Source organism: Lentibacillus jeotgali (assembly GCF_000224785.1).
Lineage (GTDB): Bacteria > Bacillota > Bacilli > Bacillales > Amphibacillaceae > Lentibacillus > Lentibacillus jeotgali.
In genome coordinates, this window is the sequence record NZ_AGAV01000005.1 from 248,056 (window position 1) to 263,085 (window position 15,030).

15 protein-coding genes are annotated in these 15,030 nt (G+C 42.9%); 11 read left to right on the forward strand and 4 right to left on the reverse strand.

Annotation, left to right across the window (positions count from 1 at the left end; genetic code table 11):
• The first annotated feature begins 289 nt into the window (after positions 1 to 289).
• The 3 genes from ON01_RS04005 (at position 290) to ON01_RS04015 (ending at position 2,933) form a co-directional block, all read left to right on the forward strand.
• Positions 290 to 949 carry a carboxymuconolactone decarboxylase family protein gene (locus tag ON01_RS04005; protein WP_040912226.1) on the forward strand — a complete coding sequence of 220 codons (660 nt, stop codon included), beginning with the start codon at positions 290 to 292 and terminating at the stop codon, positions 947 to 949.
• Between the two features lie 202 nt (positions 950 to 1,151).
• Positions 1,152 to 1,805, forward strand: coding sequence for an SDR family oxidoreductase (locus ON01_RS04010; RefSeq protein ID WP_010529709.1), 654 nt, complete (start codon positions 1,152 to 1,154; stop codon positions 1,803 to 1,805).
• Positions 1,806 to 2,273: 468 nt separating this feature from the next.
• Positions 2,274 to 2,933 carry an RpnC/YadD family protein gene (locus ON01_RS04015; RefSeq protein ID WP_010529710.1) on the forward strand — a complete coding sequence of 220 codons (660 nt, stop codon included), beginning with the start codon at positions 2,274 to 2,276 and terminating at the stop codon, positions 2,931 to 2,933.
• 101 nt (positions 2,934 to 3,034) lie between these two features.
• Here ON01_RS04015 and ON01_RS04020 read toward each other — a convergent pair whose 3' ends face one another.
• Positions 3,035 to 4,345, reverse strand: coding sequence for a lysine N(6)-hydroxylase/L-ornithine N(5)-oxygenase family protein (locus ON01_RS04020; RefSeq protein ID WP_010529711.1), 1,311 nt, complete (start codon positions 4,343 to 4,345; stop codon positions 3,035 to 3,037).
• 186 nt (positions 4,346 to 4,531) lie between these two features.
• Entirely contained in the window at positions 4,532 to 5,374 is an 843-nt protein-coding gene (locus tag ON01_RS04025; RefSeq protein ID WP_010529712.1) for an aldo/keto reductase, read from the reverse strand.
• A gap of 520 nt (positions 5,375 to 5,894) precedes the next feature.
• Between ON01_RS04025 and ON01_RS04030 the strand changes: the two genes are divergently transcribed.
• The 6 genes from ON01_RS04030 to ON01_RS04055 all read left to right on the forward strand — a co-directional run bounded on the left by ON01_RS04030 (position 5,895) and on the right by ON01_RS04055 (position 12,319).
• Entirely contained in the window at positions 5,895 to 6,539 is a 645-nt protein-coding gene (locus ON01_RS04030) for a YczE/YyaS/YitT family protein (protein ID WP_010529713.1), read from the forward strand.
• Positions 6,540 to 6,662: 123 nt separating this feature from the next.
• Entirely contained in the window at positions 6,663 to 8,060 is a 1,398-nt protein-coding gene (locus tag ON01_RS04035; RefSeq protein ID WP_010529714.1) for a hypothetical protein, read from the forward strand.
• A 293-nt stretch (positions 8,061 to 8,353) separates the two neighbouring features.
• Positions 8,354 to 9,502, forward strand: a complete 1,149-nt coding sequence (locus tag ON01_RS04040; protein ID WP_010529715.1) for an NAD-dependent epimerase/dehydratase family protein — start codon at positions 8,354 to 8,356, stop codon at positions 9,500 to 9,502.
• Positions 9,503 to 9,549: 47 nt separating this feature from the next.
• Entirely contained in the window at positions 9,550 to 10,719 is a 1,170-nt protein-coding gene (locus ON01_RS04045) for a glycosyltransferase family 4 protein (protein ID WP_010529716.1), read from the forward strand.
• A 42-nt stretch (positions 10,720 to 10,761) separates the two neighbouring features.
• Entirely contained in the window at positions 10,762 to 11,223 is a 462-nt protein-coding gene (locus ON01_RS04050) for a GtrA family protein (protein ID WP_010529717.1), read from the forward strand.
• Positions 11,224 to 11,365: 142 nt separating this feature from the next.
• The gene (locus tag ON01_RS04055; protein WP_010529718.1) at positions 11,366 to 12,319 is read left to right on the forward strand and encodes a cation diffusion facilitator family transporter; all 954 of its coding nucleotides are present in this window, start codon (positions 11,366 to 11,368) and stop codon (positions 12,317 to 12,319) included.
• Positions 12,320 to 12,437: 118 nt separating this feature from the next.
• Here the strand turns inward: ON01_RS04055 and ON01_RS19445 are convergent, their stop codons facing one another.
• Together ON01_RS19445 and ON01_RS04060 are read right to left on the reverse strand one after the other, a co-directional pair.
• Entirely contained in the window at positions 12,438 to 12,590 is a 153-nt protein-coding gene (locus ON01_RS19445; protein ID WP_175284925.1) for a hypothetical protein, read from the reverse strand.
• 48 nt (positions 12,591 to 12,638) lie between these two features.
• A complete protein-coding gene (locus ON01_RS04060; protein WP_010529719.1) occupies positions 12,639 to 13,754 on the reverse strand; it encodes an NAD(P)/FAD-dependent oxidoreductase in 1,116 nt (371 codons plus the stop codon).
• A gap of 102 nt (positions 13,755 to 13,856) precedes the next feature.
• Between ON01_RS04060 and ON01_RS04065 the strand changes: the two genes are divergently transcribed.
• Together ON01_RS04065 and ON01_RS04070 are read left to right on the forward strand one after the other, a co-directional pair.
• Entirely contained in the window at positions 13,857 to 14,369 is a 513-nt protein-coding gene (locus tag ON01_RS04065) for a hypothetical protein (protein WP_010529720.1), read from the forward strand.
• A gap of 77 nt (positions 14,370 to 14,446) precedes the next feature.
• A complete protein-coding gene (locus ON01_RS04070) occupies positions 14,447 to 15,007 on the forward strand; it encodes a hypothetical protein (protein WP_010529721.1) in 561 nt (186 codons plus the stop codon).
• The last annotated feature ends 23 nt before the right edge of the window (positions 15,008 to 15,030 follow it).

Sequence of the window (15,030 nt, forward strand, 5' to 3'; positions counted from 1 at the left end):
AGGGAGCATTTTACAGATTGTTCGGGTCGGTACTCGAATTAACCCTTAAAAAATGAGCTCAATCTGAGTTTTTCTTAATTTACTTTTATTTTTTTCAGTTTTCATTGAAGGAGTAATTCTCCGGGCCGTACTTTCCTTTTTTCCATGTAAGAGATAATATAGCACAGTTTGCCCCCTAATGTTAATTACGCTGGGGAGTTTAACCGATCGAATAAGGCAGGATATTTGTTTATTCCTGTTGCGTAAGGGAAAATGAAGAGTAGGGTTAAATATTTATTAAGGAGGAATCATGTTGGCTGATAGTTTTTATGAAAAGAGTCATGCGCAGCATTTAAATCAACTGAAAGAACTTGCACCGGATCAAATTAAGGCTTTTGGGGAGTTTAATAATGGTGTATTCAAGGACGGCGCTTTAACCAAAAAAGAGAAGGAAATCATTGCCGTTACGGTTGCACATGTTACCGAATGCCCGTATTGCATTGATACACATACCAAAAACGCTAAAAAGGAAGGCGCTTCTCTCGAAGAATTGGTTGAAGGTGTCATGGTAACATCCGCAGTGGAAGCAGGCGGAGCTGTCACGCATGGTACCAATATGCATAATGCACTGTCGGAAGATGCAGATGATACGTTGTACGAACGTTCAAATCTTAAGAATCTCAATCAGCTGGGCAAACATGCTAAAGATGCATTCCAGGGCTATTCTGGATTCAACGAAGCTGCCATGAAAGATGGAAAGTTAAGCAGGAAGTTTAAGGAAATAATCGCAGTTGCTGCCGGACATGCAACGCTTTGCCCGTACTGCATTGATGTCCATACGAAAGGTGCGGACAAGCAGGGAGCGACTAAAGAGGAATTATCTGAGGCGGTCTTGGTTGCTTCCGCATTGCTTGCTGGGGGATCATATGCGCATATGGCGAATATGATCGAGAGTTATGGTGAAGCTTAATACTATCGATAAATTCGGAGGGCGGCATGTGCTCTCCGAATTTATCTTTCTTAATAATGAAAAATACAAACTGTCTGTAGAGATGAGTATCCCTGCTATGACATCATGGTAATCGGCAAGAAAGAAGACTGACTGTTTATCTGAATTGAATGAGTGGAAATGAACAGTAACGAAAAATATACTATAGAAAGGGTGGCGAACGGTGAAAAAAATTCTTGTTGCAGGAGCTAACGGTCAAATTGGAAAGCATCTTGTTACGCTTATTCAGAAAAACGATAACATGGAAGCAAAGGCAATGATCCGCAACAGAGAGCAAGCATCTTTTTTTGAAAATCTCGGTGCAGAAACTGTCGTCGTCGATCTGGAGGAAGGCGTTGACGCAATTGCAAAAGCTGCTGAAGGCGTTGATGCGGTCGTATTCACTGCAGGATCCGGCGGGCATACAGGCAAAGACAAAACCATTATGGTTGACTTGGACGGCGCTGTCAAAACGATTGAGGCAGCGAAATCTGCCGCTGCTAAGCGATTTGTATTGATCAGTTCATTTGATACAACACGTGAAGCCATTTTGGAAGCTAAGTCATCATTTGCACCATATGTTGCCGCAAAGCATTATGCTGATGAATGGTTGAAAGGTACCGGTTTAGATTATACAATTATCCATCCAGGTTTGTTGACGAATGATGATGGGATCGGTCAGGTTAATGCGGGTGCCAAGGTTGAAAGGGATGAGGTTCCAAGAGAAGACATTGCAAGTGTCATCCTTGCCAGTTTGGAAAATGACGCAACGATCGGCAAGGAATTTCAGGTAGTCGGTGGAACCACGTCTATTAAAGAAGCATTAAATTCAATATAGTATTGAATGATAAGGAATCATAATTTTACCGTTTAATTAGCAGAGGTCGGGACAAAAGTATCTTTTTCAAACAAAAATCCGAACAACTAGAATAAATGGTTAGTGTAAATAATCCGCTCCGGAAATATACTCCGCTTTCCGCGGGCGGCTGGTGAGCCTCCTCGTGCTTCGCACTGCGGGGTCTCACCTATGCCTCTGCTCCTGCAGGAGTCTACGTATATTTCCTTCGCTAAATCGTAGTATTGTTCGTCTTTAGAGTTGATAAAATTAGTTATGTCCCAGCCTCATTTTTTATAGGAATCAAACGCTAAGTGAATATAATTCATACAATGGATTTTGTATTTTCGAATTAAGCAATAGGTATATAAGTTTTTATTCGGAACACTTGTTCTTATCCAAGTGATTGTGTATACTATTGATAGAAACCCACACCTGGGTGCCTCTACATAATTGAAAGGACGTGTTATCATGCCACTGCCCTCTGCAGTAGGTGAAAGTCACTCCATGTATACCCACCACGATCAGTTATTCAAAGAGTTAATGAATACATTCTTTCCCGAATTTCTTGAAGGCTTTTTTCCAGAAATATATTACCATATTGACTTTAACGCTGTTATTTCATTACCCGCCGAAGACTTTTCAGGGATAAATGACAAGTCATGCCCGAATACACTTGTACTTATGAAAATTAAAATACAGAATCAAGATGCACTATTAATGATTCACTATGAATCGTTATGCTCCGGCAGGATGAACCTTCGGGAAACAATGTACAGTAGTTATAGTTTATTGTATAGCAGATATAAAATGCCAATATTACCTATCGCTGTAACTTGTTGTGATGAAGGCCGGTACGAGTCTGACGAATTTACGATGGGTATTCTCGGTTTCCACATACTGAATTTTCACTACTTAAAACTTGAATTATGGAGATTAAACTGGCGACATTATATCCAATCAAACAATCCTGCAGCAGCAGCTTTATTAAGCAACATGAAGTATACCCGCGATGAAAGGGATGAGGTTAAAAAGGGATTTTTGAGAATGCTGGCCAATATAGAATTAAATCCTGCTCAAATACGTCTGATACATACATTTTTTGAAGCGAATATCAATCCGGATCATTAAATCCTGCCTCCCTTTAATAAAGGTAAATGCCATCCCAAGATCTTAACTCTTTATAAAGTTAGGCAGGTGGTGCATTTGACGACAGATATAGACGCTGGTTATTAATCCTCCATTGTAAACTGCTGGAAGATGGTATCACGTCTGTCCTTGTATACTTCCTGTCCGGCAAGCAAGTTTATGATTTGAATGTTTCTTTGAACGGCCAATCCCAAGTTGGTGGCTGCCGTGCCATGGGAATGCTCCAAATTGGTCATGGTGAAAAAACGGTGGTCCCGCTGACCCTTAAACGCGAGTTGATAATTTCGGGTAACTTTATAACGGTCATCGTCTTCCCACATAATTTTATCCTTAAAACGATCATAGAACCATGCAGGAATATGTGGTTTATAGCCTGTTGCCAGGATAACCTTATTCGTTTCATAGTCAAAGGAATTTTCTTTTTGCCACTGGTGACAGTGCAGTAAATACTTATCATTGTTTTGGCTTATGCGCTTCACCTCTGTATTGGGCTGAATGATTACCGGCTGTTTCGATTGGCCAATTGTTTTATGGTAAAGCGTTTCGTACAATTCTATCAATGTCTGTGGGTTAATCCCTTTTCTGAGCGTTCCTAATGTGTCTAATGTGTCAAGTCGCTGCTTAAAGCCAAGCGAATGAAAATAATCCACAAAGTCGGGTGAAAAATACTCCTGGCCAACTTTGGCTTTCTCCAATTGAAATAGGCCGCTGGAACGGGTGAACAACGTTAATTGAAACACTTTATTCTCCTGTTCTTTTAACAGATCCAGGAAGACCTCGATGGCACTCTGACCAGAACCCACTATTGTAACGTGAGGGGATTCAACTAAGTTTTCCTTTTCGTACATGTATCGTTCTGTATGTAGAACATCTTCCTTAGGGTGTCCTCTCATGGTGTTCAGTACCAAGGGCTCACTGCCAGTTGCCATTGTAATATTCTTTGCGAAGTATGAGGATCGTTTTTGAGTTGAGGGTTCTTCCACGATCACCTCATAGTGAGGCTCATCAGCTTCTTCATGATCTATCACATCGACGACCTCATAACCGAAGTTGAGCTGTTCCAACTGATCGGCAACCCATTGCAGGTATTGGTTATATTCCTGACGGGGAATTTGAAACTTGTTAAAAAAGTAAAATTGGTATAGACGATTGTGTTCATGCAAATAGTTGATATAGGTGAACCGGCTTGTTGGATCAGCGAATGTGACAAGGTCTCCTAAAAAGGGGGTGGTCAAATTCATCCGTTCAATTAACATCCCCGGATGCCATTCAAACGTTGGCGTCTTATCAAAAAATAAGCCATCAAGTTCAGGGATAGTATCCAAGAGAGCAGCTAATCCAAGATTATAAGGGCCTATCCCAATCCCGATTATATCGTACAATTTGTCAGGCATTTGTTCCACTTCCCTCCAGACGAATCTTCACATTATCATCCCCAAGTCTTCAGGGATTATGCTTCGATTGAATCGATTAGAAAGAACGCCTTACAGAATTCTCCGTTAGGCCCCATTTTTGATATAAATTAATTAAAGGCTGCCCCTGCTAACCAGCAAAAGGAACAGCCTCCTGTAATGCCTTTTCTAGAACTCCTCATAAACGGCTGGATCCAGGTCATTCATACGGCCATCCGGACGTGTCAGATTGTTCATAGCTGTCATATCAGCATCATCCAATGTAAAATCAAATATGGACATGTTCTCCAGCTGGCGTTTTGGTGATGCAGACTTCGGAATGGCGACAGCACCATGCTGATAATGCCAGCGCAGAACAATTTGTGAAACGGTCTTACTGTATTTGGCCGCAATCTCTTTGATTGTATCGTTAGTGAATACTTCATTTGCTCGTGCCAGGGGACTCCAGGATTCAGTTGTCACACCGTGCTCTTCATGCCATTTGCGCTGTTCTTCCTGATTGAAGAATGGATGCAGTTCAACCTGATTGATGCTCGGCAATACACCTGTCTCTTTTTCGAGCCGTTCCATATGTTCAGGTAGGAAATTGCAGACGCCGATAGAGCGGATTAGTCCCCATTTTTTCGCGTCAATTAATGCCTGCCATGCCTCAACATATTGATCCTGAATCGGGTTTGGCCAATGAATCAAATATAAGTCATAATAATCCAGATCTGCGCGGTAGAGGGACTCCTGGATGGCTTTTACGGCCTTGTCATAAGTATGGTACCGTCCGGGCAATTTTGACGTAATACGTAACTCTTCGCGGGAGACGGCCGTCCGCTTAAGTGCCGCACCGACCGTTCCCTCATTTTCATAGTTGTAAGCTGAGTCGATCAGGCGATGGCCATGGTCGATGGCATTTGCAATGGCTCCCGCACCTTCATTTCCCCATAGTTTATAGGTGCCAAAGCCAATTGCTGGAATACGCATACCGTCATTCAATTTGATTTCGGGTATTTGGTTTGTCATACATGTGCCTCCTTTGATTACATAGCTAATTCTTTAAACTGGGCATAATAGAATTCTATCATATTGTCATTAAGTATGTTACTAAAGCTGCCAATCAGGCATGCTTCTGAGATATGAAATACGGGCATGATAATTGGAATATGGGCAAGAGTGACAAAACACTATCATAAAAAACTTTAGCCTCAAATCCAATACTTATTCCCGTCAAACAAAATTTCGGCGGGAGGATGAAAACTTCAGGCCGAGAATCAAAACTTCAGCCGTAACCATAAATTACTGCCTATAGCAGAAACTGGTTATTGGAGAGTCTATGGCGATTCTCACATAAACTACAGCGATTTAAGCTCATCCTATAGCGATTATGCTACAATCTACAGCGCATTAAATCCCGAAGAAATGATGTTTAAACAGAGCAGATTAAAACACTTTCGATTCATCGAATGCCCGAAACCAGTAATCGGCCGCTGAATATGATATACTAAACATTCCGTAACTGTGTGCAGAAAGAAGGCATGATGAAATGATCAATGTATTTCGCTGGTCGATTTATTTTATTGGCATCATGATTTTCAGTATGGGGATTACCATCACGGTTAATATGCAGTATTTGGGGATTCATCCGTGGGACGTATTAAATGTCGCATTGTTTGATTTGGTTGGATTGTCCATCGGCTCCTGGGCAATTATTATTTCGTTTGTACTGATCGCCATTTCGTGGATCCTCGATAAATCCTATATTAAAATCGGAACATTTTTGAATGCTGTACTAGTCGGGGCTTTTGTCGATTTTTATATGTGGCTGGATTTCCTTCCAAAAGCGAATGACGGCTGGGCGGATGTTGTCATTATTGTTGCCGGCATTGTCATTATGGGCTTGGGCGGCGGTATATACAACTCGGCCGGCGTAGGCTCGGGCCCGCGTGATGGTTTTATGCTCTCAATTTCCGATAAAACGGGTGCGTCCATTAGGAAAGTACGCATCATAACAGAGAGCGCGGTACTGATACTTGGGTTGATATTGGGAGGCCCGGTCTTTATATTTACATTTATTTTTACGTTCATTCAGAGTCCGATTTTTGAACGGACTTATCTACAGATGCGGCGTGTTGTCGAACGAATGTCCTTAACGAAGAAGCAGTATTCGAACTCAAGTAATCTTGGATAGAATAAGTTTCACATCTGATTCATACCCTGTCTGATGCCGGACATATTATGTCTCATAGTAACATAAACATGCTGAACACGGCTTAAATATGTTATAGTGGTAAAAAAACAGGGGGGATTAATAGTGGAACAAAACACGTTTTATATATACAGAGCGAACGGGAAGCCGCTGCACGTTTATCCGCAGAAAATAGCCCTATACCGTCAGGCCGAAATAGTAGAAGCAGTCAGTGGCAATCATGACATATATTACCTCTTTTTCTATAAACACGATTTTCTCACGGCTTCTAAGGCGAAAAAGCTGCGGCGTCAATCATTCATCGAGTCCGCCTTTAAACAGGGTATTGTTTTTAACGCTCCCCACCCGTTTATCGAGGAATTGCTTTCCACGAATCGCCACTATCGGATCAGCCGGTTTGAACCACTGCTGAAAAAATTGGACAAGCATTATACCCCTCAGGAAAAGGCATTTATCTTAACATTCTTTGAATCCTTCATTTCCAGAAAGCGACTGTTCAATGAAATAAAATCCGTCTTTTATGTGTACCGTCGTAAAGGACAGAACTTTATGGCCTACCAGATTGTCCGGATTTTAATGGACTTCGCGCCAAATCAGGACTTTGTCAGACAACTAAAATCCGATCTGAATTTTAAGCAGTACGCCGATATGTACACTAACCAATCCGAAGAAATACTGACGAAAGATTTAATCTTTGCCGAGAAAGTCTTATACGGCGAAAAGGATAATGACACTTACTTTCAGCAGCTCATCAATCTTCTGGAAGAACAGTCAAGATGGATGGATATAGCTGCTTTGTACGCCAACAGGCTAATCGATACACCATCGGAGAAATATTATGATCCACTCATAAACCTTTTAAGCCGGCATTTGAAAAGCCCGCAAGTCATGCAAATATTGGAAGATTTACACCGCGAACTCCCTCGTTATACCCCGCTGAGTCAGGATTTGCTCAAAGAATATATTGAATTGAACCGACTTGAAAACATATTGAACATGTTTTATAATCCTGACTTTGAACTAAATACCTCACAAGCTTCATCCATGAGAAAAATGCTTGAAAAACTCGATCTCGAATCACAATCATTAACGTCACACCAGCTGCAGTCTTTATTTAAAATAGCCATCAATTTTCACCCGGAAAGAGCCGAGGATTTGATTCATGGCTATACTTCTGTATTGCTGAAAACAAACGAACCGATTTCTCTCAGAGAACTGCTGAAGCCTTTTGCTGAACGCCGGGAAGTTCATCCGGTTTACCAGAAAGTGAACAGGCTGATAACATTCAATGATGATCTGGACCAGATGCAAATGCTGGGTGAACTATATTATGAATTTGCCCAGCCCTATCAGGCAATTGAGTGCTTCAGCTGGGAAATGGAACTAAAGCCCGAAGACCCGATCCCTCTTAAATGGCTGTCCAAAATTTACCAGGAACTGGGGATGAACCAGGAATCGAAAGCGTACAGACAGTTGCTTTCCACCCTGCAGAAACGGGCTTAAGCTAATGAATAGCACTGTCTATTTATACAATTAGAAATATGTATATGGACCAAGACATCTAAATAAGCGGGAACAGTATAGACATAACTTTTTTTATCACTCTGAATTCCTTGTCTGAGCGGGAACCGAATTTTTTTGAAGTCTTGCTTTACCACATCAGTTGTAAAATTGCTTGTAACATGATAATTTTTTATGAGAAGATATGTGTGAAAAAATGCGACTTTTTTATATTGCCTGCTTTAATTGGAATTTCCGGGGCATATAAACAGTCCTGAAAACTGGAGGTAAATGACGTGAAAATTATAGTTGCTGGAGGAGATGGCTTCTGCGGGTGGCCGACTGCTCTTTATTTATCAAAACAAGGACACGATGTAGCAATCATCGATAATATGATTAGAAGAAAAATGGATAACGAATTACACTCAAATTCCATCACACCCATTGCTCCCCTTGAAGAACGTGTAGCAAAGTGGAAGGAGCTGACCGGGAAGGAAATCCGCACGTATGATGGAGATATGGTACACTATGATTTTCTGCGTGAAGTCTTGAAACAGGAGATGCCTGATGCGTTTGTGCATTTTGCTGAACAGCGCTCAGCGCCATATTCTATGATTGACCGCGAACATGCGGTATATACCCAGACAAATAATGTTGAGGGCACTTTGAATCTTCTTTACGGAATTAAAGAATTTGTACCGGATTGTCACTTGATTAAACTGGGTACAATGGGGGAATATGGAACACCGAATATCCCTATTGAAGAAGGGTATATTGAAATTGAGCATAAAGGAAGAAAAGATGTGCTCCCATATCCTAAACAGCCTGGCTCTTTTTATCACCTTTCCAAGGTGCATGACAGCCATAATATTACATTTGCATGCAAAATCTGGGGTATTCGGGCGACCGACTTAAACCAGGGTGTTGTTTATGGATTGGATACGGAAGAAACAAAAATGGATCCAATGCTCACGAACCGCTTGGACTACGATGGTGTATTTGGTACTGCACTGAACCGGTTTATTATTCAGTCTACAATCGGTCATGACTTGACCGTATATGGAAAAGGCGGACAAACACGTGGGTTCCTGAATATCCAGGATACGGTCCGTTGCATTGAAATTGCCGCGGAAAACCCTGCTGACAAAGGTGAATTCCGGGTATTCAACCAGTTCACCGAGGAATTTTCAGTCGGCGAATTGGCTGAGAAAGTCAAGAAGGTTGCTGAGGAAGAGGGTTACGAGACCACCATTGCCAACCTTGATAACCCAAGGGTAGAGCAGGAGGAACATTTCTTCCAGGCCGAGAACACCAAACTGAGGGACCTTGGACTCGAGCCGCATTTGCTTGATGATGAGGTGATTCGTGAAATCTTCAATACTGTCATCAACCATAAGGATCGGGTTATCAAGGAAAACGTGCTGCCGCAAGTATCCTGGAAATAATCGGCCTAAACTAGTAATTCAGACAAAGAGTTGAGGAAGTGTCGACATTGAAAATTGCCATAATTACAGAAACGTTCGTACCTTCCACAGATGGTGTGGTGACAAGGCTAAAAGCATGTATCCGGTATTTTAAACGAGAGGGTCACGAGGTACGCGTGATTGCACCGGATCTTGGCGTGGATGAATTTGAAGGTGTGAAAATCGAAGGGGTCCCGGCAAGGACTCTCCCGCTTTACCGCTCCAAAAAATTCTCACTGCCGACCCGGAAAGTAAAGCGTATGCTTGAAGCGTATGACCCCGATGTTGTTCATGTGGTGAACCCGGCGCTCGTAGGGATGTCCGGCGTTCACTATGCCAAAAAACTCGGGTACCCGATGCTTGCTTCTTTCCACACACAGGTTCCGAAATATGCGGATTATTATAATTTGCCAATGTTTAAAGGATTCCTGTGGTGGTATTTCCGAAAGCTTCATAAGCAGGCAGAGCTGAACTTGTGTACCTCTGAAGCAGTAAAAGAGGAATTGGAGGAGCAGAATTTTAATAATGTTCACGTCTGGAAGCGCGGAGTGGACACGGAATTGTTCCATCCGAACAAATATGATAAAGAAGTACGTGAAAAGCTTTCGGGTGGACAGCCGGAAAAGAAACTCCTGTTATTTGTCGGAAGGCTTGCGCCGGAAAAAGAAATTGAAAAAATCAAATCCGTGCTGGATGCATCAAATGAATTTGCACTGGCAATTGTCGGGGACGGCCCGCACCGCCAGCCGCTTGAAAAGCATTTTGCGGGGACCAACACGATATTCACCGGGTTTATGCACGGTGAAGAACTTGCCAAAGCGTATGCATCTTCGGATGTTTTTGTCTTTCCGTCAACTTCCGAAACACTCGGTCTTGTAATTACTGAGGCTATGGCATCAGGACTGCCGCTGGTTGCGGCCAAAAGCGGTCCGACTTGTGAGCAGATTGAAGACAATCGCACTGGTCTTCTTTATGATAAGGATAAGAAAGGTGACTTCACAAATACCGTTCTGCGTTTTGCAGACGAAACATTGCGAAAACGACTGGCGAAAGATGCCCGGAATAATATTGCAGAAATGAGCTGGGATAGCCAGTCCAAGCAAGTCCTTGACTATTATAAGGAAATCGTCAGTATAGCAGGCAAGAACTTAACGCACAATAACATCAATACATCCGATGTGAGAACGGAAAATAAATAAGTAATGAGATGCTAAGAAGACTGGAAATACATGAGGAGTTCCATGGCACAGCAAAAACAAAAACGAGGCCCTCTGCAATTTCTGCAGTTTGGTGTAATCGGTTTTGCCAATGCAGGAATTGATATTGGGACACTAAACCTGTTGTTAATTCTATTCCATACAGACGACCGAATGCTGCTTTTATTGTATAACACCATTGCGTATACGCTGGCTGTGGCTAATAGCTACTTTTGGAATGCAAGCATCACATTTAAACGATCGGCAAAAGGGAATAACCGCCAGCGTATCCTGTTTATCATCCAGGGGATTATCAGTCTGGGCGTAAGCAACCTTATTTTCCTTGGTGTGAATGAAGTTCTGGATTACACAGCCGTTCCAAGTTGGCTGCGCTATAATATAGCCAAAGGGTTGGCAATGTTTTTGTCCTTCCTGGCCAGCTTTTTCATGATGAAATATTTTGTGTTTAAAGATTTCGGCACCCGATTTATAAAAGATGCCGACTGAGCTGAGAGATGCTCAGTTTTTATGTTAATCAATGGGCGAAAAGCGCATATGTCCGGGGATGGCATCATCCTTTTCAATGTATAGAATCCCATCAGTAAAGAATCCTATGTAATAACCTATATATGTTTCAGGAGGACTTATGATGGGATTTATTGAGCGTGTTAAAAAAGGAAATACATCTTCCGGTATGGCTGCTCTCGGCAATACTTTTCTTGCCGGGATTAAAGGTGTTGCCGCTTTTTTTAGCGGGAGCGGTTCCATGTTTGCGACAGCCATGCATTCACTGGCAGACGCTGTTAACCAGGGGTTTGTTTTTCTCGGGAGTGTACTGGCGCAAAGCCAGCCATCGGAGCGGTTTCCCACAGGTTTTGGCAGAGTTATTAATATTTTTTGTATGGTCGCTGTTGTCGTCGTTACCGTTATGGCTTATGAAACACTTAAAGAAGGGTGGCATCTATTTCAGAATCCATCTGAATCAGGCAATATTTGGTTAAACATAGGTGTGCTGGCTGCTTCTTTCGTTATCGATGGGCTGATATTAGTTAAAGCCATGAAGGAAATTACAAAAGAGACTGATGAAGATCATGATGGCTTCATTTTAACAAGAGCATTTAAAAGTGCACAGAACGCAACCCCTGCTACACGTCTTGTCTTTTATGAGGACTTAGTTGCTACATCCAGTGCGGTATTTGCGATGCTTGGTGTATTATTGGCACAGGTATTTGGCGTACTCAGAGCGGACGGTATTTTTACGATGCTGATCGGTATATTAATGCTGTTTGTCGCTTTTAGGGTCGGTTATGACAATATGGTTGGTTTAATTGGCGTTTCAGCCCCTGCAGAAATTAAGAAGAAGATTTCCGAAATACTTCTGGAGGATGACAAGGTGGTCGACATCTATAAAATGCGTGTCCTTCAGGAAGGGCGGAAATATCACGTAGAAGGGACTGTGGAATTGACAAAAGGCTTATCGCTGGATGAAGCAGATGACATAAGATTTGAATTAACCGATAAATTGTTGCGCTCGTCCGAAGTGGCGGATGTCGTGTTAGGAACCATTGAAGATGACGAAAAAAAGAGCCAGAAGCAGGAATAAGCTCAAGATAATCATACTGCAGAGGTGTGGCGGCATCAAGTTCTTGGGAAAGTTCTCAGTGCCAAAGCGCCCTTCAAGATCGGCAGGAGTATCCGATAGAAGGGCGTCTTTTAATCTTTCAGCTGATCAAAATCGTTTTTTCATATTGTCCAGGCTGGGATGTATCGCGGTCGACATCGTAATTAATCATAACATTTTGCAAAAAGTACCAGCCAAAGACTAAAACGGCCAATGTGACAGCAACAACTAGCAGTACAGCTTTTTTCCCCATGGAAATGCCCCCCCTTATGTACCTGCCATAAGATTAGCAAAATCTTATTCAGCTGTCTACAGCACCGGTTACATCATAGTTGGCCAGGTCGATTTCCAATTCTTTTCCCAGTGCCAGGTTTGCGAGCTGGCTGCCGACATATGGTCCGGTTGTAAGCCCCGATGAACCAAGGCCATTTGCAACCAGAAGCCCATCGTATCCTGGAAGGGGACCAATGATAGGAAGATAACCCGGTGTATGCGGGCGAAAGCCAACACGCGCCTCCAGAATTGTGCTGTCCCATAAACCGGGGGCTACATCCAGTGCCTTGGTTATGATTTCATTAAGTCCGCCTGCGGTTATACGTCCATCAAAGCCGGCATCATCTTCATGTGTTGCGCCAACGATAATTCTGTCATCGAGTGTCAGCATGAATTGATCGTTGGGAGGCATGACGACAGGCCACCTTGATGTATCCATACGCGGAGTTTGCAGGTGCAATATTTGTGCTTTTTGCGATGTGCTTTTAAACTTGATATTTAAGGGTGCGAGCAACTCATGAATCCATGCACCGCATGCTGCAATAACCTGATCGGCTTCGATTGTTTGGCCATTCACAGACGCACCTGTAACCCGGGAACCGACCTGAAGCAGCCGGGCATTGCCTTTTAGTACAATTGCACCATGTTTTTCAGCGCCGCGGATAAATGCATTCCGCAGTTCACGTCCGTTAACCCGGGCGGCTCCGCTGACATGGACAGAGGCAAAGCGGTCGGAAAGGTGCGGGAACACGTCCTGCGTCTGTTTTGCATCAAGTAGCGTCACCTCTCCGATTTCCGGAGCATCTTCACGGCGTTTCAGTGCTCGTTCCTTCATGCCGGCGAGCTTTTGTTCATCGGTGTGTATACTGATGGCCCCGGTCTGCGCGTAGCCAGTCGCTGTTTCACCCTCATCACTCAGCTCCTGGATTAAATCATGGTAAATGCGTGCACCGCCTTTAGCGAGCTTGTACCATGCCTTATTCCTGCGCTGTGAGAGCCACGGGCAAATAATGCCGGCAGCGGCGTCAGTGGCCTGTCCGGTATCATGCCGGTCAATGACGACAACTTCCGACCCGGACTTGGCCAGTTTGTATGCGGTAGTGGCACCTAATATACCTGCGCCGATTACAATAAATTTTTCCATCAAAAAAACCCTTTCTGACTTTCTCCATCAACTATAAGAAAAAAATTGTATAATTGAAAGTGAGACATAATCGATATCCGAAAAAGAAAGGAGATAGGTTCCTTGAACGAGAATATTATTGCCAAAATTTTATTCATTATAGGTATTGCCCAGATGGCAGCGGGATTAATCATTGGCATTATTGCAGTGAGCGCTAATTATTATATGGTGAGCTGGTCCGTATTCTTCGCCTGGACAGGAGGCGGTTTTGTGATCGGGATGCTGTTTATCGGATTTGCTGAAAATATCCGCCTGCTCAACAGCATAAATGAAAAAAACGCCTTGCTCAAAGCCAGTCCAAAGCAAGTACAGCACAATGCGGAATCAAATGTAAGGGATCCGCAACCAGAATGGACTTTAGAAGAAGATGAAAAAGCAAAGATTCGGGAAACGTATCAGGACGAAACGATTGTCGAGATTGTTCCCGCACCTAGGGAGAATTACTGTTTGGTCAGACTTCAAAGGGGTGATGAATTTTATGTAAGGGTTGTTTACGTTGGGGAATTTGGTGCACAGGAGACAGAAGATGCCGGTATCAGACAATCTGTCATTCAATGGTATAATGAAAAGAACTAAGCCTTTTTTAGGTCCACAACAGTGTACTGCCTGTGTGTTATACTTTCAGATACTGATATAATGTTAGGAGTGTCTTTTTGACTAAACGGAAGTTTTTGAAAATGGGCTGGCTCGGCTGGACGTTTACTGCCATCATTGCTGTCACATTAATTGGTTCCTTACTGTTCTTTTTTAATATATTTAATGTGAATGCCATGTCGCTGTTGGGAGGCAGTGACAAACAGGCAACAGAGGCGGATGAGTTATCGAAGGAAACCGTGGAACAGGTAGAGGAAACACGGGAAACTGTCGGAGAAGCGAATCAGGACATCGGCCAGTTTGTTTCGGAAACGCACGATTTTTATAATGAAACAACCGGCTATGGGGGCATCTCTTCACTTGATTGGAATGAGCAGGAAAAAAGAGCCAACACCATTCTATCAACATTGGATGAAGAGATAGCAAACATTAATGATGAAGCGCTAACAAAAGACCTGAAACAAATCCAGGGGCTGGCGAATGCTGTTAAAAACGAGGAGAAAACGGAAAATATACGCACGCTGCACCGGATGTTTCATGACCTTGATATCGCATTAAATGATTACAATGCGTATGACGTTATTTGGAATGCCACGAATACATTGGAAGCAACAAATTAGTGTTCATTCGACATACGTTTATG

Excerpts from the sequence above, each read along its gene's own strand:
- ON01_RS19445 (WP_175284925.1), bottom strand. The coding sequence starts at position 12,590 with ATGGGGAAAAAAGCTGTACTGCTAGTTGTTGCTGTCACATTGGCCGTT.
- ON01_RS04050 (WP_010529717.1), top strand. The coding sequence starts at position 10,762 with ATGGCACAGCAAAAACAAAAACGAGGCCCTCTGCAATTTCTGCAGTTT.
- ON01_RS04030 (WP_010529713.1), top strand. The coding sequence starts at position 5,895 with ATGATCAATGTATTTCGCTGGTCGATTTATTTTATTGGCATCATGATT.
- ON01_RS04055 (WP_010529718.1), top strand. The coding sequence starts at position 11,366 with ATGGGATTTATTGAGCGTGTTAAAAAAGGAAATACATCTTCCGGTATG.
- ON01_RS04005 (WP_040912226.1), top strand. The coding sequence starts at position 290 with ATGTTGGCTGATAGTTTTTATGAAAAGAGTCATGCGCAGCATTTAAAT.
- ON01_RS04025 (WP_010529712.1), bottom strand. The coding sequence starts at position 5,374 with ATGACAAACCAAATACCCGAAATCAAATTGAATGACGGTATGCGTATT.
- ON01_RS04015 (WP_010529710.1), top strand. The coding sequence starts at position 2,274 with ATGCCACTGCCCTCTGCAGTAGGTGAAAGTCACTCCATGTATACCCAC.
- ON01_RS04060 (WP_010529719.1), bottom strand. The coding sequence starts at position 13,754 with ATGGAAAAATTTATTGTAATCGGCGCAGGTATATTAGGTGCCACTACC.
- ON01_RS04020 (WP_010529711.1), bottom strand. The coding sequence starts at position 4,345 with ATGCCTGACAAATTGTACGATATAATCGGGATTGGGATAGGCCCTTAT.